The sequence below is a fragment of the Marinisporobacter balticus genome, assembly GCF_004345705.1.
GTDB lineage: Bacteria > Bacillota > Clostridia > Peptostreptococcales > Thermotaleaceae > Marinisporobacter > Marinisporobacter balticus.
This window is the reverse complement of the sequence record NZ_SLWV01000002.1, coordinates 140626-165589: the sequence shown is the minus strand read 5'-3', so window position 1 is coordinate 165589 and position 24964 is coordinate 140626. Positions and strand designations below refer to the sequence as shown.

Annotated in this window: 17 protein-coding genes and 1 pseudogene; 17 read left to right on the top strand and 1 reads right to left on the bottom strand. The window is 28.6% G+C overall.

All coding sequences use genetic code 11. The features are described from left to right. The first annotated feature begins 96 nt into the window (after positions 1–96). The 11 genes and pseudogenes from EV214_RS02365 to EV214_RS02315 all read left to right on the top strand — a co-directional run bounded on the left by EV214_RS02365 (position 97) and on the right by EV214_RS02315 (position 16939). Positions 97–888, top strand: coding sequence for a M15 family metallopeptidase (locus tag EV214_RS02365; RefSeq protein ID WP_165916184.1), 792 nt, complete (start codon positions 97–99; stop codon positions 886–888). A 130-nt stretch (positions 889–1018) separates the two neighbouring features. Continuing rightward, on the top strand, positions 1019–2110 hold the full coding sequence (locus EV214_RS02360; protein WP_132242310.1) for an extracellular solute-binding protein: 1092 nt from the start codon (positions 1019–1021) through the stop codon (positions 2108–2110). A 76-nt stretch (positions 2111–2186) separates the two neighbouring features. After that, positions 2187–3233 (top strand): ABC transporter ATP-binding protein, encoded by a 1047-nt coding sequence (locus EV214_RS02355; protein ID WP_132242308.1) that lies wholly within the window; start codon positions 2187–2189, stop codon positions 3231–3233. Between the two features lie 82 nt (positions 3234–3315). Further along, on the top strand, positions 3316–4194 hold the full coding sequence (locus EV214_RS02350; RefSeq protein WP_165916183.1) for a hypothetical protein: 879 nt from the start codon (positions 3316–3318) through the stop codon (positions 4192–4194). A 1-nt stretch (position 4195) separates the two neighbouring features. Beyond that, positions 4196–5878 carry an ABC transporter permease gene (locus tag EV214_RS02345; RefSeq protein ID WP_132242529.1) on the top strand — a complete coding sequence of 561 codons (1683 nt, stop codon included), beginning with the start codon at positions 4196–4198 and terminating at the stop codon, positions 5876–5878. Positions 5879–5945: 67 nt separating this feature from the next. After that, positions 5946–6458 (top strand): annotated as a pseudogene (locus tag EV214_RS02340) (toprim domain-containing protein); the annotation flags it as partial. A gap of 155 nt (positions 6459–6613) precedes the next feature. Next, entirely contained in the window at positions 6614–7852 is a 1239-nt protein-coding gene (locus EV214_RS02335) for a site-specific integrase (protein ID WP_132242304.1), read from the top strand. Between the two features lie 45 nt (positions 7853–7897). Then, on the top strand, positions 7898–12193 hold the full coding sequence (locus tag EV214_RS02330; RefSeq protein ID WP_132242302.1) for a MerR family transcriptional regulator: 4296 nt from the start codon (positions 7898–7900) through the stop codon (positions 12191–12193). A gap of 9 nt (positions 12194–12202) precedes the next feature. Further along, positions 12203–13930, top strand: coding sequence for a site-specific integrase (locus tag EV214_RS02325; RefSeq protein WP_132242300.1), 1728 nt, complete (start codon positions 12203–12205; stop codon positions 13928–13930). Then, positions 13920–14519: a hypothetical protein gene (locus EV214_RS02320; protein ID WP_132242298.1), complete on the top strand. Its 600-nt coding sequence runs from the start codon at positions 13920–13922 to the stop codon at positions 14517–14519. The genes EV214_RS02325 and EV214_RS02320 overlap by 11 nt, the downstream gene beginning before the upstream one ends. A 230-nt stretch (positions 14520–14749) precedes the next feature. Next, the gene (locus EV214_RS02315) at positions 14750–16939 is read left to right on the top strand and encodes a DNA topoisomerase III (protein ID WP_132242296.1); all 2190 of its coding nucleotides are present in this window, start codon (positions 14750–14752) and stop codon (positions 16937–16939) included. Between the two features lie 124 nt (positions 16940–17063). Here EV214_RS02315 and EV214_RS02310 read toward each other — a convergent pair whose 3' ends face one another. Beyond that, positions 17064–17285 (bottom strand): helix-turn-helix domain-containing protein, encoded by a 222-nt coding sequence (locus EV214_RS02310; protein ID WP_243116530.1) that lies wholly within the window; start codon positions 17283–17285, stop codon positions 17064–17066. Between the two features lie 127 nt (positions 17286–17412). On the opposite strand from EV214_RS02310, the gene EV214_RS02305 reads away from it, so the two are divergent. From EV214_RS02305 to EV214_RS02280, 6 genes are all read left to right on the top strand, one after another. Beyond that, positions 17413–19044 carry an ATP-binding protein gene (locus EV214_RS02305; protein WP_132242292.1) on the top strand — a complete coding sequence of 544 codons (1632 nt, stop codon included), beginning with the start codon at positions 17413–17415 and terminating at the stop codon, positions 19042–19044. 545 nt (positions 19045–19589) lie between these two features. Beyond that, the gene (locus tag EV214_RS02300; protein WP_132242290.1) at positions 19590–20768 is read left to right on the top strand and encodes an SEC-C domain-containing protein; all 1179 of its coding nucleotides are present in this window, start codon (positions 19590–19592) and stop codon (positions 20766–20768) included. 75 nt (positions 20769–20843) lie between these two features. Then, a complete protein-coding gene (locus EV214_RS02295) occupies positions 20844–21296 on the top strand; it encodes a hypothetical protein (protein WP_132242288.1) in 453 nt (150 codons plus the stop codon). A gap of 250 nt (positions 21297–21546) precedes the next feature. Continuing rightward, the gene (locus tag EV214_RS02290) at positions 21547–21945 is read left to right on the top strand and encodes a hypothetical protein (RefSeq protein ID WP_132242286.1); all 399 of its coding nucleotides are present in this window, start codon (positions 21547–21549) and stop codon (positions 21943–21945) included. A 56-nt stretch (positions 21946–22001) separates the two neighbouring features. Next, positions 22002–23288 (top strand): hypothetical protein, encoded by a 1287-nt coding sequence (locus tag EV214_RS02285; RefSeq protein WP_132242284.1) that lies wholly within the window; start codon positions 22002–22004, stop codon positions 23286–23288. Then, positions 23281–24822: an AAA family ATPase gene (locus EV214_RS02280; RefSeq protein WP_132242282.1), complete on the top strand. Its 1542-nt coding sequence runs from the start codon at positions 23281–23283 to the stop codon at positions 24820–24822. The genes EV214_RS02285 and EV214_RS02280 overlap by 8 nt, the downstream gene beginning before the upstream one ends. Positions 24823–24964 lie beyond the last annotated feature (142 nt).

The window sequence follows — 24964 nt, the reverse complement described above, 5'->3', positions numbered from 1 at the left end:
AAAATATATAGAAATATGTTATTATAAATGAAGAAGAATAAAATTCTGTATATACAGGAAAATATAGAAATATTGATTTTAAAAGGAGTTGTGAATATGTTATTTAAAAAACTTATAAAATTTTTCTTTAAAATATCTTTAATGATTATTTTAGGTCTTATTGTTGTAAGTTCTATCGATCCTAAAATGATTGAAGGAAAAACAAAAAGGTATATTGATGAAAAAGATCAAGCAGCTGTAGAAATGGATGGAAATGAAGTAAATGATAGGTTAGCGGATACAAAACAGCATGAACTTCTCTATCAAAAAAGTATATTTACATATCAACCATTGCCACAGAATATTATTGATAAAATAAAGGGAATATCTTGGAAAAAAGGTGCACCCGCAACATTAGAATCATTAGCTTATGTAAAAGTTTCTTACTTTGGATTTGATGACAAAATACATCAAGGAGAGCTGATTGTACATAAAGAAATTGCGCAAGAAGTAACAGGCATTTTTAAAGAATTGTATGCGGCTAAATTTCCTATTGAAAAAATAAAATTGATTGACGAATATGGTGCAAATGATGATTTATCCATGGCAGATAATAATACTTCATCATTTTGTTTTAGAGAAGTGGAAGGGAGTGACGGAAAATTATCAAAACATAGTTTTGGTATTGCAATAGATATTAATCCTGTTCAAAATCCCTATATTCGAAAGAAAAAAATATCACCTAGTGAAGGGGAACCTTATAGGGATAGATTAGATATTAAAAAAGGAATGATTGTGAAAGATGATGTTTGCTATAAAGCTTTTAAAAGTCGCGGATGGATATGGGGAGGAGAATGGAAGACCATGAAAGACTATCAACATTTCCAGAAAAATATAGTTTTGAAATAAAAATATCTTATTAGTTGCGATAGAAAAATATTATAACATTCTTCGATTATATAGAAGTTTTATATAAACATTGAAATCTATAGAGATATTTGGTATTATCAAGGTCGATACAGCAACAGAGAGGAGATGTATGGACTTGAAAAGAATCGTAAGCATTATTTTAATATTATTATTTGTTTTTAGCTTAGCAGCATGTACAAGCGGCAAATCAACGGAAAATGAAAACATGCAAGCTGAAGAACAAAATGCTCGTGAAAAAGAAGTGGAATTAGAAGAGAAAGTGGTTATTTATTCTACACACCCAGAAGCGTTATTAGAATATGTTGCTACAGAATTTGAAAAAGAAACAGGGGTAAAAGTAGAATTTTTAAATTTCAAAGGAGAGTTACCTGATCGCGTACGTGCAGAAAAGGCAAATCCTCAAGCAGATGTAATGTATGGTGCTGCATCTTCTGTATTTATTGAACTAAAAAAAGAAGATCTGTTTGATCAATATGTACCTACATGGGCAGAAGGATTAAAACCATTATTTAAAGATTCAGAAGGGTATTGGTTTGGAACGATGCAAACACCAGTAATGCTATTTTATAATAATGAAGTATTAAGTGAAGAACAAGCACCAGAGGATTGGTTGGATCTTATAAAGCCTGAATATAAAGACCAATTAGTATTTAGAAATGCGCTATCATCATCAGCAAGAGCTACATTTGCAAGCCTTTTATATCAATTTAGTAAAGAAGAAAAAATAGATGATGGTTGGAAATATATGAGCGATTTAGACATGAATACAAAGAAATATTATGGTAGTGGTTCGTTGCAATTCCAAGCGATAGGACGTAAAGAAGCAGCGATAAGTTATGCCCCATTAAATGCAATTGTTGATAATAAGGTTAAAAACAATTTACCTCTTACAATCATAGACGCGCAAAGTGGTTCACCAGTAATCACAGATAGTATAGCTATGATAAAAGGAGCGAAAAACCCAAATGCAGCGAAAGGCTTTATAGAGTTTGCTGGAAGACCGGATATTCAAGCAAAACTTGCCAATGAATTTAATCGTATGCCAACGCATCCTGAAGCTATAAAAAATTCTCCAGATTGGATGAAGGAGAAAGAATATAAAGTCATGGATGTAGATTGGGCTGTACTATCAGAAAAACAGTCAGAATGGATGCAAAAGTGGGATACAGAAATAAAAGATGCTAAAAAAGATGAAAAATAGTAATGTATAATATAATGAGGAAATTTTTTCCTCATTATATTTTTATGTAAGAAAACTATTTATACAGGAGGAAAGCATGGTCAAGTTAGTATTGAGAGACATATCAAAGAAATTTGAAGATACAACTGCTGTAGATTATGTAGATTTTTCTATAGATGAGGGGAGTTTTTTTACTTTTTTAGGACCATCAGGTTGTGGAAAGACTACCCTATTAAGAATGATCGCAGGATTTATTAAGCCGGATACAGGAAGAATTCTTCTACGGAATAAAGATATTACCCATATACCATCAGAAAATAGAGAAATAGGCATGGTCTTTCAAAATTATGCATTATTTCCCCACCTGAATGTTTATGAAAATATTGCTTATGGTCTAAAAATAAAAAGAATAACTAAAAAAGAAATAGGAAATAAGGTTGAGAAATATCTTAATCTTGTGCGTCTAGAGGGTTATGAAAATCGAAAAATTACTGAGCTTTCAGGAGGAGAGCAACAAAGGGTAGCACTCGCAAGGTCACTTGTTGTAGAACCAAAAGTGCTTTTGTTAGATGAACCATTATCCAATTTAGATGCAAAACTTAGGGATAAGATGAGAATAGAAATACGCGATTTACAAAAAGAACTTGGAATCACCACGATATTTGTTACCCATGACCAAACAGAGGCTTTGACTATGTCAGATAAAATAGCAGTATTTAATAAGGGAAAATGTATACAAATAGGAACACCAAGAGAAATCTATGCAGCCCCAACCAATACTTTTGTGGCTACCTTTGTAGGGGAGACGAATCTATTTGAAGCAGAAATCATAGATGATGAGGCGAAATTAAATAATGGGATTATGATGGATATTAAGAAATCTTCTACAGGGAGTTATCTCTCCATTAGACCACAAGATATAAAAATATCAAAAGAGTTTAAAAATATGCGAAATACATTTAAAGGGAAAGTAGAAAAGATACAGTTTAATGGGGTTGTTGTTGAGTATATAGTAGATGTAGTCCGAACAAAGTTTAAAGTCAGCGCATTAAATAATATATATATAGACACGGAGATAAATGTAGGGGATGAAGTTTCCATACTTATTCATAAAAATACGATTAATGTTTTGAATAATGCATAAGAAAAAACGAATAGGGAATATGAAAAATAAATTTATTATCTCTAAATGGGGGAGGGAAAGCTGCTTTTATGCAGCATGGATGATGAAAATTTTAAACAAACAAATATTATGTAAAGCTGGTACGAAAATTAATGAAGATGTGGCGAATATGAATGAATATGGGGCGTGGGTACTAGATGGGGCCACTGGATTAAATGGGGAAAATATAGTGGATGGAGAAAGTGATGCAAAATGGTTTGTTACGTGGTGGGATACATATCTATCTAATAACATATATAAGGATGAAAATCTGCAAAAAATCATTGAAAAAGGCATTAAATTAATCAAAGAAGAATTTTTTAATCGTGCGAAGGATCAAAATCTATCTAAAATAGATTTTCCTTCTAGTTCCATTGTAGTGATCAAATGGGAAAAATCGTGCTTAGAATATTTTTCACTAGGAGATGTTCTTTTGATGCTTCAAAATGAAGATAAAATCCAAATGATCATAGATCATAACATAACAAAACTAGATCATAAAGTCTTTAAAGCGATGGAGCATTTAATGGAAAAAGAAAAAAAGAATATGATAGAGGCGAAAGAAGACGTGATGGATCTAATTGTTAGCAATCGACTTTTAAAAAATACGGAAAATGGGTATTGGATACTGGGATTTAATGAAACAGCTGCCAAGAATGGGTTGTATGGAACGATAAAATTGGGCAATAATACAAAAGTTTTTATAGCAAGTGATGGGTTCACAGCACTTGCTGATAAATATAACTATTTAAACATAAGTGAATTTATTCCAGAGATCGAAAAGACAGGGGTAGATAAACTTTATCATATACTTAGAGACATAGAAGAAAAAGATTCTGAAGGGCAACTTTTTCCTCGATTCAAAAAAACGATGATGCCTCAGCCATTTATCTCACATTTGAAAATAACTGTGAGTGAAAGGGAGGTAGAGATTTTTGTATAGGATGATTACACACAAAAGACGAAACATCATAAAAATGGTAGGCTTTTTAACCGTAATGTGGATTTTAGGTGGATATATACTATATCCTACATTAAAAACAATTGGGATGAGTTTCACTGGAAAACAAGGGTTTACGCTCTTATTTTACAAACAATTTTTTGTAATAAAAGGAAATGTGGAAGCGTTAGGAAATACTCTGGTACTTGGTTTTTCTACTGTTATAGTTTGTGGGATCATAGGAACGGCGTTAGCTTTTTATGTAAGTTATTTCAATTTCCCTTTTAAGGATTTTACATATAAACTCTTACTTACACCTCTAATGCTACCAGGCATAATTATTGTGATCGCATTTATACAGCTTTATGGAGAAAGTGGAATGATCACGAAAACCATAGAAATATTATTTGGATTAGACAGGGTACCTTACGTTTTTTCAGGGTTTTGGGGAATTATTTTTGTCCATGCATACACACAATATGTATATTTCTTTATGAATGTATCTGTTGCAATTAAACATATAGATTATTCTGTAATAGAAGCGGCAAAGAATCTTGGCGCGTCCAAGTTGAAAATATTTACTACGATTATTATACCCTTTATAACACCAGCTATAATTGCTTCAAGTATTATTACTTTTATGACGGGGATAGGCTCATTCACAGCACCAAGTCTAATAGGGGATCACTATAAAGTACTTACTACGCAAATTCTTTTAGCAAAAGCAAATAATTATATGGAAATGGCAGCTGTTCAAGTAATCTTATTGATGATTGTATCCATCGTATTTTTGGAAGTATTCAGATATTATGAGAAAAAAACGCATTTTACATCTTCTGTCAATGGGGTAGGAATCAAACCCATAGATATTGAAAATAAATGGCTGAGAACGCTATTTATGATGTTATCAACAATTTTGGTGTTGTTTATTATATTACCTGTTTTGACCATATTAATCCTTTCATTTGTAAAATCAGGCACATGGATGATAGAAATTTATCCAAAGGAATTTTCGTTAGATAATTATATGAAGATATTTGTAAAGTCAAGGGCATTTGCGCCATTTATGAGCAGTATAAATATGTCTATTCTGGCATCTTTATTGGGCGCATTTGTTGCCGTGCCCTGTTCATATATTATTGTCAAGACGAAGTGTAAATTTAAATTTATTGTAGAAGTTTTGGCAATGCTACCTTGGACAATGCCTGCTAGTGCAATAGCTATTAATATGATTAATGCGTTTAACAAACCAACCATTTTTTCTTTTAAAGGAATACTCGTAGGAACTTACATCATTTTGCCTTTAGCATATTTCGTAAAGATCCTTCCGCTAATCCTTAGAACTACGAGTATATCTTTATATAACTTAAGTGATACATATGATGAAGCTTCTAAAAGTTTAGGAGCATCCTGGATGTATACCTTTAGAAGAATAACACTGCCAATTATTATGCCAGGAATCATGGCGGGTATATTATTAGGTTTTATAAGATGTGTTGGAGAATATACTACATCCGTATATCTATATAACGTATGGAATAAGCCTATTTCAATGGCTATGGTAAATGCATTATTTGAATATGAGATAGGGCTTGCCATGGCATATGGGGTTTTAATCATTCTTTTAACTGCAATAGTATCATCTGTAATTACAAGACTTGTAAACATAGGTCGGATACAATTGTAAACGATAGTAGTTTTCTGATAAGATATATGATACCATTAGGTATATTTATTTCGAAAGGATTGTTGATATGTCTAATAAAATACTAGTATTAGCCGAAAAACCTTCCGTTGGAAGGGACTTAGCTAGCGCTTTGAATTGTAATAAAAAGGGAAATGGATATTTAGAAGGTGAAAAATATATCGTTACTTGGGCTTTAGGGCACTTAGTTACATTAGCAGATCCAGAGGTGTATGATGACAGATATAAGGCATGGAGAATGGAAGATCTACCAATGTTACCTTCTACATTAAAACTTGTTGTCATAAAGAAAACGGGTAAGCAGTTTAATGTTGTGAAACAGCAAATGAATAGAAAAGATGTTCATGAAATTGTTATTGCTACGGATGCGGGACGAGAAGGTGAACTTGTTGCTAGGTGGATTATAGAAAAGGTTCATGTAAATAAGCCAATAAAACGTCTTTGGATTTCTTCTGTTACAGATAAGGCGATTAGAGAAGGATTTAATAAATTAAGAGATGGAAAAGAATATGAAAATCTGTATGCTTCTGCTGTTACAAGAGCCGAAGTGGACTGGATTGTGTTAAGTACCCACTAATTAAGAAAAGTATATTAGTTAATCTATGTAATGATTGATAAACCTGTAATCCATTGGATTATAGGTTTTATTAATAATTGATATTTTTTATAAAATATAGTATATTAGAGTAAAGAATAAAAGAAGGGGGTGTTTCTAGGATGATTATAAATATTGACAACTATAAAGAGAGTAGAAGTAATATTAGATTTATACATAAGTCTGTATTGGAAGGGAATGAGAATACGGAACAATATAGAGTCATATTAATGCTAGAGAACAAGAAGACAGGAATAAAAATCCCACATCCATTAACTGAATTCTTTAGTTCATTTAGTTCATTAAGGCATGGTTCAATAGTAAAAAAAGCATATGTTGTAGTTCCTTTTTTGAACTATGTGATTTTTGATAATCGTAATACATATGGTATAAAGACTTTGAGTGACTTGACATTTGAACATGGAACAGATTATTTAAATGAATATGCTGAAGGAAATATTGGTCGTAAAGCACCTAAAAAGAAAACGGTTAAAGGGGCAGAACGGGTATTAACAGAATTTTACTTTTTTTTGGCACAAAAAGGACTATTAAATAATATAAAAAAAGAACAGTTTTCAACTAGCACTTATGTTGATAAAACTTCCAAAACAATTGAATACATAAAATCTCCTTTTAAAGGAGTGAAATATCCTAACAACAAGGGAAATAATCAGTTGAAAAGCATTCCATATGATCTTATATTACCTTTTATAGAAATGGCAGTATTAGAAACTCCAGATATTGCATTAGGAATATATTTTCAGGCTTTTGGGGGTTTAAGGGTATCAGAAGTTATTAATACATCAATAAATGCTATTGAATTAATAGGTGGTAATGGTCAGTCTGGAATGATAATAGATGTTAAAAGAAGACATTTTAGAAAAGATATATCCAATAATAATGGAAAAGGTGGGGTTAAAAAGCCAAGAAGTCAATTAATAATACCAGTCATTGATATGCTTCCATATTTATACAAAAGACATTTAGCAGAATACCATAAGAAGATAAACAAAAAAGATGCATTATTTGTAGATAAAAATAATAATCCAATGACTGAAAAAAGTTATAGGAGAAGATTTAATAGATTAAAAAAAATTTTTATTAAGTGTCTTGAAAACAATAATAATCCAACTTTAAAGACATACTCGCTTTATTTAACATCTAAGAAATGGAGTACTCATATTGGAAGAGGAACTTTTTCTAAATTAATTGCTGATTATACAAATAATCCAACAGAATTAGCAATTTTGCGAGGAGATAGTGGATATGAATCTGCATTAACATATATACAAGGGAGCTTCGGAGTTAAAGAAGCGATTAATAAAATAATGGATAATCTCTACAGTGAAATAGTGAATTGAACTTAGTAAAAAGATATTTTAACAAACAATAGGAAGGTATTCTAAATGGACTTATTTGAATTTGAAAAATATTATTCAGCCGATGAAGTTGCAAAAATTTTTAAAGTAAGAACGATTGCAGTGATAAACAGAATAAAGAGTAAAAAAGAATTTTATGGTAAATGGTTGTTGTTTGAAAATGTATATTATATTAAAAAAGATATTATTGACAAAATCATGTATAGTAGAGAAATTTCTATGACGGTCAAAGAAGTTTGCGTAGCTTTAAATCGTTCAAAAGATACTATTTTAGATATGATTAAGCAAGGGCGGTTAGATTATTTTAGAGATCAATGGAATAACCGTAATTATAGGATATATACAGATAACATCAAAGAGATTATGTTATTAAAAGAAAATTATTATACAGTGGAGCAATTAGGAAAAATATTTAAAATCACTAATAATAATATAAGAAAAAAGATTAAGCGAAATTATTGTGATGTAAAAGACTTTATGAAAGATACTACATCTAGAAAAATATACATAAAAAAAACTTTTATAGACAATTATGAAGAATTACAATGCAATTCTACGTTCTTAGATGAAGCAGCGAAAGAGTTAGGTATTAAGCAAAATGATTTATATATAAAATGCTCAAATATAGATGAAAACAGTATTTTTACAGATTTTGTAACAGGTAAATTAAAATTGAAAAATATGTATATGGATATGATTAGAAATAATGAAGTTAATATAGAATTTGAAAGTGACAATGGATTTGTAGAACTTCAATCATTAATTTGGCAAATGGTAATGACAGAAGAAGAAATTAAAGACTTTATTCTAACATGCTGTAATTTGGATATGTATGAGGAAATTAAAATAATAAACGGCAAAAAATATATTAGTAGCAATAGGTATCAAATCATTATAGAGAAATTTAATGAATTTTTTGCTGAAAAAAAGAATGATACTAATTTTGTTTCACAGGATGCCAATAGCAGTGAGTTTAAAAAGCTAGACGGTAAAAGTTATATTAGTCTAGAAGATATAAAAAGGATGTTTGGGGTATCACCTGTAACAATAGCGAGGAGGATAAGGCGAAATTGTTGTAATGTTCAGAAATATAAAAAACAATTTTCTAAAAAGATCCTAATAAGAGGAGAATTTTTTTATTATTTAAGAAAGAAACAACATAATTCTGTGTTATTAAAACTTGCATCTCAAGAGCTTAAGATGAATCAAGAAAGATTAAGAACTTTATGTATAAACATGAGTAGTGATAGTATATTTAATGATTTTTTTACAGGTAAATTAAAGATAGATATGAAATACTATGAAATAGTAAAAAGTCAATATTACAAATCAAAAGAATTAAAAATCAATAAAAAATTAAATATGCATACTGAAAAAGCCAAAAATAATTTAGAATATACAAAAAACAAGTCAAAAATAATAAACAATGAACAAAATTTAATGTCAGTAAAAGAGTTAGCAAATGAATTAAATATTACACAAACCATTCTAAGAGCTAGAATTAAAAAAAATTGTTATGATATAGCTTCTTACGTAATCAGAGATATGGATAAAATTTTTATTCAAAAAGAATTTTTAAGGCATATGATAGAAATTGAAAACAACTCTAAATTAATAAAATTCATAGCTGGAGAAATGAAGGTTGAGGAAAAAGAATTAAAAGAAATTTGTCTATTGATAAATAAAAATACTTTATTTCATGATTTTAGAGTAAATAAATACAGAATTAGAAATGCATATATACAACAAATACAAGATTATTACCAAGATGAAAATAAGGAATATGGAAGAAAAATTAGAGCCTATTTTGAATCTAATAATAATTCAGGAGATAAATCGTTGAATATGAACAATGAAATTAACTCAGCAGGTAAAGAAAAAAAAATAATTTCGCTTGAAAAACTAGCAGATGCGTTAAATATGCACATAAATAGTGTTTATAAAAGAATTAAAAAGAATTCTTATGATATTAAAGATTATGTCAGCTATATGAATAATAAAATTTACATAAATGAACAATTTATAGATCATATAAATAAAGTCGATAGTAATTCTCATTTCCTAGAAAGTTTCGCTAGTCAAATAGGAATTAAGAAACAAACGATAATAAAAATTCATCCAATTTTAGGAGATGACGTAGTATTTGCTGATTTTAGAAGTAATAAGTTTAGGATTAACACTAAATATTTACAACAAGTAAAGCGCTATTTTAAAGAAGATAATGAAGATATTGATTATAGCAAATACATAGATATTGGACAAGCTTCGGATCTGTTAGGGGTATCAAATAATTCAATGAAAAATATTGTTAGAAAGGGTTCTACAAATGATTTTTTTATTAGAAATAATATAATTTATATAAGTAAGAATTATATAAATTATATATTGGATATAATGGAGAGTACCATTAGTACGAAAGAGTTAGCAGAAATGCTAGGAGTATCGAGACACAAGATAATGGCGCTGTATCTAGAAGAAAAGATTGAAGTTATTAAAAGTCCTTTAAACTTTTCGTACTATAGGATTAAAAAGGATCAACTTAAAAAGATAAGCAAGTTAATTGAAGTGAAAAAAAGTAAGGGACGGATTAAGTTTAAAAAAATTTGTGATACTGCTCAAGATGAATTTGAAGTTTTTGATTTAATAAAGAAAAACATTGTTTTAAGAGAATATCTCAGAGAAACAGAAAATTTATTCACATCATTTGTATATGATAGGTTAAGCAATAGTGATGCTAGAAAAAAAATAAGATATAATATTGCAAAAAAATGTGGAAGATTATTAGTTTATTTAAATGAGAAGCTTGATAAGGAAATTTACTTATATGATAATGAAGAAATATTACGATTGATAAATGAAATAGATAATACAAATTTGATAAAAACAGTAAAAGCGTTTATAAAATACTGTCAAGATAACACCCATTGTAATTATACGAGTACTTTTACTTGTAGAGAAGTACCAAAGAAAGTCAGTGTAATAGATGATGAGGAAATATATAGTTTTGAGCTATGGGGTCAATATACAAAATATCTAACTGATATCAATTTGCATATTAACAAAGCTTTTGAAAGTCAGAGATACGCTTGTGAATGGTTTCTATGTATATTACATTTAATAGCAGCTTGGAGATTGAATGATTTAATCACAAAAATACCTAATATTGAGTTAGCGATTATCGATGTATATGATTTTGAATGGTTTAAAAAAGGAAATGAATTTACTTTATCAATGGGTCAAAGTATACTAAACCAAATGGATATGAAGTTATCAGGGGTATGTGCTGATAAAAATGAACAACAATTGAGATTCTTTAATAGTCTTAACCTAACTGTACCAATAGCAATTGCATACGTAGTTGCAGAAATACATAGGCGAAAGAATTCGAATAATACAATTTTTTCATTGCTATTAGATGAGAGATATGAAAATGAAACAGCTTCATGGGTTAGAAATGCTATGAGTAATTTTTTAAAAGATGAAAGATTGCGAGGTTTTACTAATAGGAAGGCTAATAATACTTTGCTAACCTATGTATTTGAATGTGCCAATACAATGGAAGGGATGCATAGTATTTCCTATATGTTAGGAGGTGCAATGCGCTCGCATAAAAATGATAAGAAAATACAATTACCAAGAACAACTCAAATATACTTAAAGCCAATTTTACATAAAGAAGATGCTAAAAGTGTTGCATTCAATCTAATAAAAAGAGGGTTTTTTGGGTGGATACCATATAAAATATTACAAATTATTTATAATTATGAAGACGGTGATAGTAAGCCATATATGTCTAATCTAACTAATGAAATAGTTAAATTAAGAGAGAATTACAGCTTATTAGGCATGGAGAACCTTGCGAATCATATGACTGACGAATTGTATGAAAAATCACAAATAAAAGTATTTAATGAGCTAGCTAGATTGGACAAGCTTGAATTGAAAAGTCGGATAAAATCAATATTAACTTGTGAAAGTGCTTCAAAATCAAGAAATGGTGGATGTTTGAAAGGACGAGTTTGTGCATATCCAAAAAGAAGTTCATGTAGTTGTTGTGAATATTTTGTAAAAAATATATACTTTCTTTCTTCGCTTAATGCGGAAATTATAGACCTATTAAATATAATAGATTGTACAGATGAAAATGAGCACTATAAAATTATCAAATATAGTAGCGTGTTATTTAAACTATTATCAATTGTTTCGGAGGCAAAACTATTCTATGAAGAGTATGATAGTAACTTGGTAGATTCTTTTATTGAAATTGATGTGATAAGAGACCGAATACAGGATGTCAGAGGAAAGTTAAAATACTTTAAGTAGGTGAAACTAATGAGTGGCTTTAATATAAAAAAATCTAAAAAAGTAGAAGCTATTAATTACGTAGTTAGTTATACTAAATTTTTTGAATTTCAGGAAGATGATATTGAGAAATATAGAAGTAAATTCAATGAACTTAAAGAGAATAATACGGTTATACAAGGGAACTTTGAAGATGAGAAATGGGTTTTACGAGGGAAAGAGAGAAAAGCATATTTTGATTTTGATTATGAGTTCAATAAAAAGTTAAACTTAGCTATGAAGGCTTTTATTCTTGTTAAGATATACGATCAAAAGTTAGATCCAAGAACTCTAATAATGAGCTTATCAGGCATTAACTATATCATAAAAAATACTAACTGTTTAGACATAAGCACAGTAGAAAATTTTGCAGAACGTTTAAAAGCTAAGAAAAATAATTATATTATTAACGATGTCATTGGTGCAGGATATGATTTCTTATGTTTTTATGATTACAAAAATTCAGAGCAGTTTAGGAATATAATAAAACAGTATAACTATAAAAAATATACAAACAGAGAGATACCGGATTTATACAGTATGATATTATTTAATGATGTTTTGAATGATTTTGTGTCTCACTGTATTCAAGAAGAGAAAGAAAAATATTTTCCGGTTATAATTTGGTGGCGTATAACGAGTTGTATTCCTATGAGACCAATTGAGTTAGCAACACTAGAGACAAATTCAGCAAAGATAGTTAATGGAAAATATATATTAAGTATTTTGAACGCTAAAGAGAAATTTTCAGGAAATGATACTTTAGAACAAACATATAGGCATGTAGAAATACCAAAGGAACTATTTGATTTAATACATGAATTCAATAACAATAATAATCAGGAGGGAAATGAAAAATATCTCTTTAATTATGATATTTATGCTAATCACTATAAGATTAAGAGAAGTTTTGATAAGTTTTTAGATATTCATGAAGATAATTATGCAGGAACTGCAAGATTTTATGGTTTGTTAAATAAATTCTATTTGGAAATTATTGAAAAAAGATATGGATATATCGCTATATCAAGTGAAGAAAAAAGCAAAGGGAATAAAGATGGTTTTTATGTTGAAAGAATAACGCCAGGAGACACAAGACATTTTGCAATTTGCAATTTGTATTTACAGGGGATAAACCCCTTAACGATTGCTAGATTAGCGGGGCATACTACAATATACACACAACTGAGCTATTCTAATCATATGAATACTTTTGCAAAATCTAAAGTAAAATTATTAGCTGATGAAATTAGAAGAAGAAGAAAAATGGAAAATGAAGAAACTAGTTTTATGAAAACAAAAAATGTTTATAAAAAAAGTTTATTCTTTAATATTGATAGTCATAAAAATGTTATACCCGTCGAGAATGGATACTGTATAGATGCGGATTTTCCCAATAACTGTGTAGTAGGGAATTGTGAGGACGAATGCGAAAATTTTAGATATGCGCTTGATAAGGATAAAGGCATTATAGAATTAACTGATAAGTCTAAAGCATATGGGAAAGATATTGAAAAACATATAAAAATTTTAATGAAAATTATTAGAAAAAACAGTTTAAATAAAAATAATATAAATAAAAATAAATGTTTTGATATTAAAGAGCAGGAAGAAATAGGCAGATGTTCTAAAATGATTCAAAAATCTATAGTTAATAAGGCTTTTGTAGATTCATATATTCTAGATGCAAGAGAGGTGGAGAATATTGATGAAAAATAAAGGAGGAAGACCAAAGTCAAATTGTGATGAAGAACTGTTGCAAATTTTAGAGCAGTATATTAAAAAACACAATAATGAAAAAATTAATTTATCACGACTTGCGAAGGAAACTGGAATTCCGAGACATAGATGGGATTATTCAAAAAAAGTAAAAGAGATTATATCAAAGATAAATAATCCCATAATTACAGTAAGTGAAGTATGTGAAGAGCTAAAAACATTACCTTCTGTTGAGAGTTTGAGAGAGCAAAGTTCTTCCAATCCTAAGAAAGTACTAGAAGTATATGGGGCTTGCATGAGAATTATCAATAATCTAATAGACAAAGCAAAAGGAAGTTATGAGTTTGAGAAAAAAATAAGTATGCTTGAAAAACAAATGAAAGACTTAAAACATGAAAATAAACTCTTACAGGAACAATTAAAAAATCAAGAAAAAGCTATGCTTGAACTTTGTATCGATAGTACATCTTTAAAGAAGAGAAAGGATAAGAATTTAAAAAATAATATTATATCCATTGATACAAAAAATGTTAAAAAAACTGTTGCAATCACTGATGAAGATATCAAGAATGAATTTCCATGGTTATAGGACTAATATATCAGTTGAAAATTAACAAGGTCATTTGATAGATCATAAATCACTTGATAATCTTGGACAAATTACGATGAATTTTATAATATAGATTTAAAGGGAAGAAGTTCAAATAATTAAAAAATAGAAAGTGATTATATATAATATAAAGTATTAGAGCTATTGTATTAGTAGAAAATGTTTATAGTTATTAATGAGAATAATTTATGAGAGGAAGTTAAATATATATGGGAAAAATTTTGGTTTTAGCAGAAAAACCTAGTGTGGCAAGAGATATAGGTCGGGTTTTAAACTGTGATATAAACAAGAAAAGCTATTTAGAAGGAAAAAAATATGTTATAACATGGGGACTGGGACACTTAGTGACATTAGCAGCGCCAGAAATTTATGATGAGAAGTTTAAAAAGTGGAGTATGGAAACACTTCCGATGCTGCCAGCAAGAATGAAACTCACTGTTATAGAAAAAACTGCAAAGCATTTTAAAGAAGTCAAGAAGATCATGACTAGAAAAGATATTGATGAACTCATCATAGCAACAGATGCTGGTAGAGAAGGTGAGCTTGTCGCAAGGTGGATTGTTGAAAAAGTAGGTTTTAAAAAGCCAATTAAACGTCTTTGGATTTCTTCAGTTACAGATAAGGCTATTAAGGATGGATTCAATAAATTGAGACCTGGTAAGGATTACGAAAGTCTTTACGCTTCTGCTGTAGCACGTGCAGAAGCGGATTGGGTTGTGGGCATTAATGCCACGCGAATTCTGACATGTAAATACAATGCTCAACTTTCCTGTGGCAGGGTTCAGACTCCAGCCCTTGCCATGATAGCTAATAAAGAAAACGAAATTGAAAACTTTAAGCCAAGAACCTTTTATGGAATTAATGCTATAGCTAATAATTTAAAGCTAACATGGCAAGATAGTAAGACGAAAGATATTAGAACATTTGACAAAGATAAAAGCGATAAAATATTAAAAGCTATACACAATAAAGACGCTGAGATTATAGATATAAATAAAGCCTATAAAAAAAGCTATTCTCCTAAATTATATGATTTAACAGAATTACAAAGAGATGCAAATAAAATCTTTGGTTACTCTGCAAAAGAAACATTATCTATTATGCAAAAGCTATATGAGCATCATAAGGTTTTGACTTATCCAAGAACGGATTCAAGATATATTACTGCGGATATAGTAGATACTTTAAAAGATAGAATTAAAGCATGTGGTGTTAGACCCTATAATATGATAGCTGGTAAAATTCTAAGAAAACCAATAAAAGCAAACAAATCATTTGTTGATGATACGAAAGTTTCAGATCATCATGCGATTATTCCAACGGAAGAAACCGTATTTTTAAGTGATTTTAATGATAGAGAAAGAAAAATATATGATTTAGTCGTTAAAAGATTCTTAGCTGTTTTATATCCTCCTTTTGAGTATGAGCAAACTACAATAAAAGCAAAAATAGAAAATGAATTTTTTATAGCGAAAGGCAAAATCGTTATTAATCAAGGATGGAAAGAAATTTACAAAAACAATATTGATGATGATGAGAATGGAAATGATTCTATTTCAGAACAAACATTACCTGATTTAAATAAAGGGGATTGTTTGAAAATATCTACTATTTCTCAAACAAAAGGTCAGACGAAGCCACCAGCTCATTTCAACGAAGGAACTCTACTTTCTGCTATGGAAAATCCAGGAAAGTATATGATCGATGAAAAGAAGGAGTTAATTAAAACCATTGGAGAAACAGGAGGAATAGGAACAGTTGCTACTAGAGCTGATATCATAGAAAAATTATTTAATAGCTATTTAATGGAGAAAAAAGGAAAAGATATTTTCATAACTTCTAAAGGAAAACAGCTTCTAAAATTAGTGCCTGAAGATTTAAAATCGCCTACATTAACAGCTCAATGGGAGCAAAAATTAAGGGCTATTGCTGAGGGCAAGCTTAACAAAAATACTTTTATTAATGAAATGAGAAATTATGCAAAGGTGATTGTTAATCAGATAAAGAATAGTGAAGAATTATTTAAACATGATAACATGACAAGAAGTAAATGCCCTGAATGTGGAAAGTCTTTACTTGAGGTTAATGGTAAACGAGGGAAAATGCTTATTTGCCAAGATAGAGAATGTGGTTACAAAAAAGGTATAGCTAAAAAAACAAATGCGAGATGTCCTAATTGTCATAAGAAAATGGAATTACGTGGTCAAGGAGACGGTCAGATATTTGTATGTATTTGTGGGCATAGAGAAAAACTTTCTGCCTTTAAGAAACGAAAAGAAAAGGACAAAGATAAAGGTACAAAGAAGGATGTAGCAAGATACTTAAAGGATCAAAATAAGGAAAGTAATGAGCCAATTAATACGGCACTTGCAGATGCTTTGGCTAAATTTAAGTTTTAACAAAGAACTAAGAATGCTATTTGTAGCTCATGAAGGGTGAATATAAAATACTATTATAAATATAAAATCTCCTATTTAGGAGATTTTATATTATATAGAAAAAATATTAAAAACGAATTGTAAATTATAACTTAAATAAGTCTTCTATTCCAATCTTTAAAGCTTTTGCAATACCAATAATTTCAAAATCAAGTAACTGTCGTGTACAATTTTCTATTCTAGAAAGCATTGGCTGGTCTATTTCTATTCCTTGAATATTTAGTCGAGCAGTTAATTGTTCCTGAGAAATTTTTTTCAATTCTCTAAAATATTTTACATTATGACCAATGACATTCTTTCCATACATAATAACCATCCAATCTAATTGTAAGTTTTATGCATTAATTTTATCTAAAAGAAAATACTATATTATGTGATATTCACATAATGTAGAAAAAAAGTATTATTTTTGTATAGGGAATGAGGTAGATAGGATGAATTTTTATAAACCACAAGTAAAAGATATATCATTATTTAGAGAAATTGCAAAAAATATTGTTAACCCTTTAGAGGTTCTGAGAGAAGCAATAAGTAATTGCCATGATGCAGAAGCTAAAACTATTTCTATAATAATATATAGAAATAAAGAGGGGAAATTTGTATTAGAGATTCAAGATGATGGAAAAGGGATGAATTTTGATAATATACATAAATTCTTTAATTTGGGTGATTCCATGAAAACAAAATTAGGTATAGGAGAGAAAGGATTAGGGACAAAAACATTTTTTAAAAGTGAAGGAATAACTTTATACACACAAACAAGAAATAATGAAGCTTATAAAGCCATAATGAATGAGCCGTGGGACAATTTATGTAAGGGTATACTACCTAAATATACAGTAGAAAAAATAGATGCTGTATCTGGCAAGGGCGGAACTATAATTTTAATAGAAGGGTATGTTATTGACAATCCAGAAAAATATTTTAACTTTAATACTATAAAAGATTATATATTATGGTTTACTGCTGCTGGTAGTTTTAAAACTTATTTTGCCAATTACTCAGAATTACATAAATATGTCCATAATATGCAGATAGCACCAAGGGTATTTTTAGAAGATAGAATGTTAGGAATAAAAGAAGAAATAGGAGGAGTACATCAATTCTGTCCGCCTCAAGAAAATCCAAAGGTGGATATTAGTGAACAGATATATATAAGATCCGTTAATTACTGTAGACATTTTGGACCCTTTCACAGAGCCACTAATATTAATGGTGAGTATGTATCTTTTCAAATGTATGGTACGATTTCAGGCATAAATTGCAGGAAAAAGGTAGCAAAATTAAGAAAGGGTGAAACATTAAAATCAAGATTTGGTATATATTTAGCCAAAGATTTTATACTTTTTGTAAAAAAGCAAAACTTAATGACAGACCCTAATTATCATCATTATCATTTAATTATAAACTCTCAAGCTTTTGAATTAACAGCAGACAGAAATAATATATCTAATGAAGATGATCCAAAAGTAAAATGGATATTTGAAGAAGCAAAAAAAATTATTTGTGGTGATATAATGCCATTGGCGGAAAAAGGATATTTTAAACTGAGAAAAGAAGAAGAAGAAGAAGATGGGATAAAAGATAAGAGAAGAAGGCTTAAAATGAGATTAGAATGTTTTGATAAAATAGATGATTTGCTTATAAATGAATTGTCAATAGTAAAGAAGCCAGATAATGAATCACAAGTTGTTATATTATTTACAGAAATTCTTGGTAATGAAAAGGGAAAAAATTTAGTAAAACATATAAATAAAATAGGGCACTACTCCCATCAATCTACAACTGATATGATCTGTTTAAATTACAGTGATGAGAAGGTGTTAGTAGAAATTGAATATAAATTAAGCAGTCTGTTTAAGCACGACCACCCTTATGAGACATTTGACTATGTAGTATGCTGGGAGGTTGATTTAGATATGAATGAGAAGAAAAAATTAAGGGATGGTAATATCTTATGCTTAATACAGGAAAATGAAGAATGGATATTAAAATATGGAACACAAAAAGTTATCCCAATAATTGAGCTAAAGATGATAGTAAATAATTTTAAAAATAATTGCTAATTTAGTAAGGAAGAGTTAGAAAAAATAGAAGAAGAATTCATAGTTTCTAATTATCCATAGTTGGTGTAGCTAAACTATGGGAATTGAAATCAAAATGATATTAAATTTGTGGTTAATACAGGAGCTTAACAATTTAGGCTCTTGCTTTTTTTATGTATGAATAAATATTTTAGTGAGCTTATGTAAATTGAACTATAAAGATTGAAATTAATGTAAATATAATCTCAATAATGCTATAATATGTGTATATTTGAAAAACATTCATTATAATAATGAAATGCTATCTTATATTGGTTAGATTCTCAATATGCTTAAAATGGGTAATTTAATGTAATAGCTTTTATACAATAAAAATCTTTACCTTTAAAAGTATCGGGGGAATTAATCTTTTTAATGCTAATAATTAGTTTGAAGGATTACAAATGAAATCTAAATCTATTAAAAAGAGCACGATGAAATTGAGTCCTAGCTTTAAAGTCAAATGTAGTACCAAAATAGGTAAGGATATCAACAAATAATTTGGATTATTGAGAGGTGATAAATAAGTGTTCAAAAGCTTTATTTTTAATGGAAAAGAACCATGCCCATGTGGGAGTGGTTCTCTATATAAAAATTGTTGTAAAACGAAAAAGGCTAGAGGGTTTCATACTGAAGGTGAATTTTTAAACTACATGGGGAAAGCAATGAGAAAGAGCCGAATAAGGACATGTTTAGTTAAGGGGTGTACAGCCAAGGGAAAAAATATAATAAAAGCACATGCTTTACAGGAGAATAGAATCCTAAATAAATTAGAAGTCAATAAGAAAGTGTATATGCAAGACTTCACAAAAGCTCCTGAAATGCTGGAAATAAAAAAGGGTAAACGAGAACCTTTCTATTTATTAGATAAAGTACTGATAAAGGATGCCACAGTAGCTACCTGTTTCTGTGAAACACATGATGATTCAATATTTGCCAAGATAGAAAAATTTCAGTATACACTTGATACTTTGGAGGAAGAGCAACTTTTTCTTTTTGCTTATAAGACCTTTGCTTTTGAATTGTATACTGAAATAGTGTCAAAGAAGTTTCAGTCTCATATGTTTGCAGGTATTCCCCAGTTAACAAAAGACTCGTCTTCATTTAAAAAGTATAGAAATACTAATCTGAAAATAGAAGATTTACAGTATTATCGAGACTACTTTGATACAGCACTAGCGCAGAAAGACTATTCAGGATTAGAGACAGTAGTGATAGAACTACCTTTCAGAGTACAGTTTGCAAATTATATGACAGTAGCGCCTCCATTTGATCTAAGGGGTAAAAAGATAAAATCAATTGATAAAAAGACCAAGAGAATGCGGTTTGTTTTTTTTACGACCTTTCCTTTAGAAAACAAATCATATTTTCTAGTAAGTGCTTTAAAATCAGATTTAAATGTATATGGTGAATACCTTGAACAGATAAGGAACTTTCCGATAGGACTTATTCAGTATTACATAAATGTATTTATACCCTTGTATTCGCAAAATCTGATAATAAGTCCGGCTTTATGGGATAGTTGGTCTGAAATGGGACAGTATGGGGTACAATTTACAGTTGCAGACCCACAAAGTATTAAACTATTGATGGCAGTTAAGTTTCACCTACAAAACATATCAAAAGCTAGCAAGAAACAAGATATAAAAATAGATACATCCGATATGCCATTTGATTTCTTTATTCCTTACACACCTAAACCTTAGCTGTGTAGGTATAAAAAGCAGAGGGGGATACTTCCTAATAATTAGAGGATTAAGATCAGATTAAGGAGGTAAGTTATGATCAAAAATATTATGCTCTTAGTAAAAAATTATAGTGGTGTGATAATTGCTTTATGTACATTATGTACTTTAATAGGAGGAATTATAGTTTTTTTTGTAAAAAGAGTTACTGAAAAAAAGTATAAAGTAAAACAAGAGAATGATGAATTAAAGAAAAAGATTAAAAAATTAGAGGAAGAGTTATCGAATTCAGAATATATTAGAAATGTAGAAGATAATATTCAAGGGAGTCCTTTAGGGGGAACTTGTCTTTACTTGGCAGATAGAAATATATACATTTGTACAGTTTGCTGGAATAGAAATAAAGAAATAATAACGGTTTTTGAAACTGATGATACAGGATATTATAAATGTAGTTCATGCCAACTTGAAAGTGTTTTTGATAAAGGTAAAGTTGAACATATAAGAAATATTAACAATAAAATGTGGTCATCAGTATATGATGATTAATTGCCCATTATCCATAGCATGTGAAGTTTACAACCCTTCTAAATTACATCAGAAGGGTTGTTTTTATATCCTCTTAAAAATACTAATAGTAGGAAAATTATACAAAAACAACTAGAGGACCAAAAACAGTAGTCAGTTAAAGCTACTGTTTTTTCATTACACCAATATACAATAAGTATGAAATTATTCCATGTTATGGTAAAATATATACGAAACTAGAAAAGTAATCCTAAATATAGGAGGGGTAATTATGTCTTTAAAGCCACGATTTCTGAAATTGGAACAACAATATAATATATATAATGACTATGATGAGATTGAAATGAAAGAAAAAAGTAGAAACGTAAACTTCTATTTAAAAGGAACTAATAAAATAGTAGGTGCTGAATACCCTATAAAAACAGATGAAAACAAAAATAAGGTTTTAAAAAGTGGATATATAAGAATAAGAAGCCTTTTAGAAAACCACCTTATAATACAAGAGAAACATGATGAATTGATGGATAAAGCTAGCCATTCTTCTGATAAGAGTGGACAAAAAAACTCAAAAGGGCGCATAAGTACATACGATTTATTAGAAGAAGAATTTAGAGAATTAATTGAATTAAACATAAAACTATTGAAAATAAAATTATCTAAATATAGATGATGTTTATAATGCGAAGCTACTGAAAGAGAAACGATAAAAACATTTGGAGGAGTTTTATGAACGATAATAGAGTGAAGTTTAAAGAAAAAGTAAAAGAACTGATGTCATCACACTTAAAGAGTATTATAAATTTTTTGACCGCAATGTTTATTGGAACAATATCTGTAACTATATATTTTTTGTTACATACAAATAATATGATTGATAAATATTGGGTTTTTATTCCTATTTTTATAATTATATTTTTGAATTTTATACAAAAAATTATTAGGAGAAAATATTTTGAGAATATGGAATTAATTGTAATAACGTTAATATCTTCAATATTTATATCTTTGATAATCAATTTTCCATACATAAATAATTTCTACAATAAATTTGAAGATATTATAATTCAGATCTTCTTTTTTGGACTATTGTTTTTAATATGTTTATGTAGTAAGTATGATGACAGTAAAATTAACTTTAAGAAAAATAATAAAAAAGATTTATTTAATTTGTTCTATATAAACACTTCAAAAGTTCATGAGATTGCTATGTTATTAGATAATAAAATCATGAAAACTGTAGAAATGGAACAATCTTCTGAAGAGATACTAAAATATGATAGTACTTTTAATTTTACTAAAGATGGTCTTGGAGGGATATCCCATAACCAAGTAAAAGAGAATAACAATAAAAAAAGTGTTTTTGAAAGTTTCGATGTGAAAACAACTAAATCTATAATGCTTAGAAAAATATATAAAGTAGCAAAAAATGCTAAAGAAAATAAAAAAACGGAATTAGGGAAAGTAGTAATGTTTACAAATACAACTTTAAATCAACAAAACACAGATGATACAGTTATGATATTAAACATTTTAAAAGACAGTGAAATGAAAAATGTTTCAAATGATGATAACATTGAATTAAATATGTCCAAAATGATGGATGAATTGTTGGATGATTTTACTATAGATTATACTTTTGAAGAGAATAGTGAAAAATACATAATTAGGATACCATATAAATCTAAGAATTATTTTGAAAATAGTTATTCTCATAACGATTTGCAATTAGGAAAGCTTAGCATAATAGGAATATATAGAGGTAAAATTAACTTTGCAAAAATAGATAGTATATCCTCGAAATTTCTTGAACTATTATCACAATCTTATAAAAAAGAAAAGGAAAAAGGTTCTACAAATGGATTATTACAATCGAGTTCTAGTGAAGAGAATATTGAAAATCCACTTTCATATTTTAACTTTAGCCATAAAAGGTTAGATGGTGAACATCATTTGATTGATTTAATAGCTATTATTCAAGAAATTAGTTTTGAGGAGAGTGAATCAAATGAGTAAGTATAGACTAGTTATATATGACTATGAGTGTTTATCAAAAATTAAATTACAATTGGTAAACTATGAGTTTGTATCATTCTCTTTTATCTATCGACAATGTTCTGATATCAATAATATTGATGATTTACAGCTTGATAAGCATGCTATAGATATAACTAGTTATTTCTATGATGTAAATAATGATAGATATTATAGAACTTTTTTTGAAAATTATTTATATGAATTAATGGAGCATTTTCCAGATGTTAAATTATTATTATTAAGTAAAGAAACGGATAATTTTTTTAAAATTTTTCCATATTTATTTAAAGAAAGTAAGGTTGAGTATTTTGTTAATAATGAGGATAATATTGAAGATTCAAAGCCTAAAACTACAATAAGCTGTTCTAAGAAATATATTTATAGTTATGAAAAAATCAGAGATATAAGAGCAGGCATTGATAATGAATTAATATATAGTTTTACTCATTTGGCTAAATCATATGATGGGATAAATGTAAAGTTTGATTTTGAAAAGCTGACTAATGAATCAATTTATATTGAGCTAACTTCTCTTGTTGAATACTTGAAAGTTAGAGCTGATCAAATATTTAACTATGAATTAATATTAAATGATTTGTTGAAAAAGAATAATGTGAAATATTTGATTAATAAACAATATCTAGAACAATGTAACGAAATCTTCCCATTTTTATTTACTAGTTATGAGGATCTACCAGATGATATTAGTAAAAAAATAGAAGAAGAAAATTTAGAAAAACAAGCTACTAATAATTATCTAGATAATATAGATGAGATTATAAATAAACTATATGATAATTTACATGGACATGACAAATTTAAAAATGATTTAAGAAAAAACCTAATAAAATACAAATACTTAAATGCATTAGGAAGAAGAAAAATATTATCGGTTTTTGTATGTGGAAAATCTGGGATTGGAAAAACAGAATTAGCAAGACAATTACATCGCATAATATTTCCAAATGAGAAACAAATTAAACTGAATTTTGGAAATTACTCAACTAAGGATGTATTAAACAGCTTGATTGGATCTCCAAAAGGATTTGTTGGTAGTGAAGATGGAGGAGAGTTGACAAATAAGATTAAAAGCTCAAAGTCAAAAATTATATTGATAGATGAATTTGAAAAAGCTGATAATAAAGTATTTAACTTCTTTTATGAACTTCTTGAAGATGGTAAATATACAGATAGATTAGGTGTAGAACATGATATGAATCAGTATATAATTATTTTTACTTCTAATCTAAATGAACAAAACTATATTAAATTTATACCAGAACCACTAAGTTCAAGATTTGATATGAGGTATGTCTTTGAGGAGCTTACATATCAAGATAAAAAGAGTTTTATACAAAAATATAGCAATGAATTAATTACAGATTTTAAAAATATATTTGGTGGAGATATTTTTGAAGATAAATTTTCTATAAAGTATAATGAATTAACAAAAATTGATAATTTGAGGGAAATAAAGAAAAAAATAGAAGATGATATCATTGCACTAATTTAGTTGAAGTGATAGCTACGTGAGTTGTGCACCCTGCTACGAAAAACATGTAGGATGGCGGAACTTCGAAATGTTATGTAAAATAATCAGCTTCTTATTATCCCTAGTTTATGTAGCTAAAACAGGGGGGAATTGAACCGAAAAT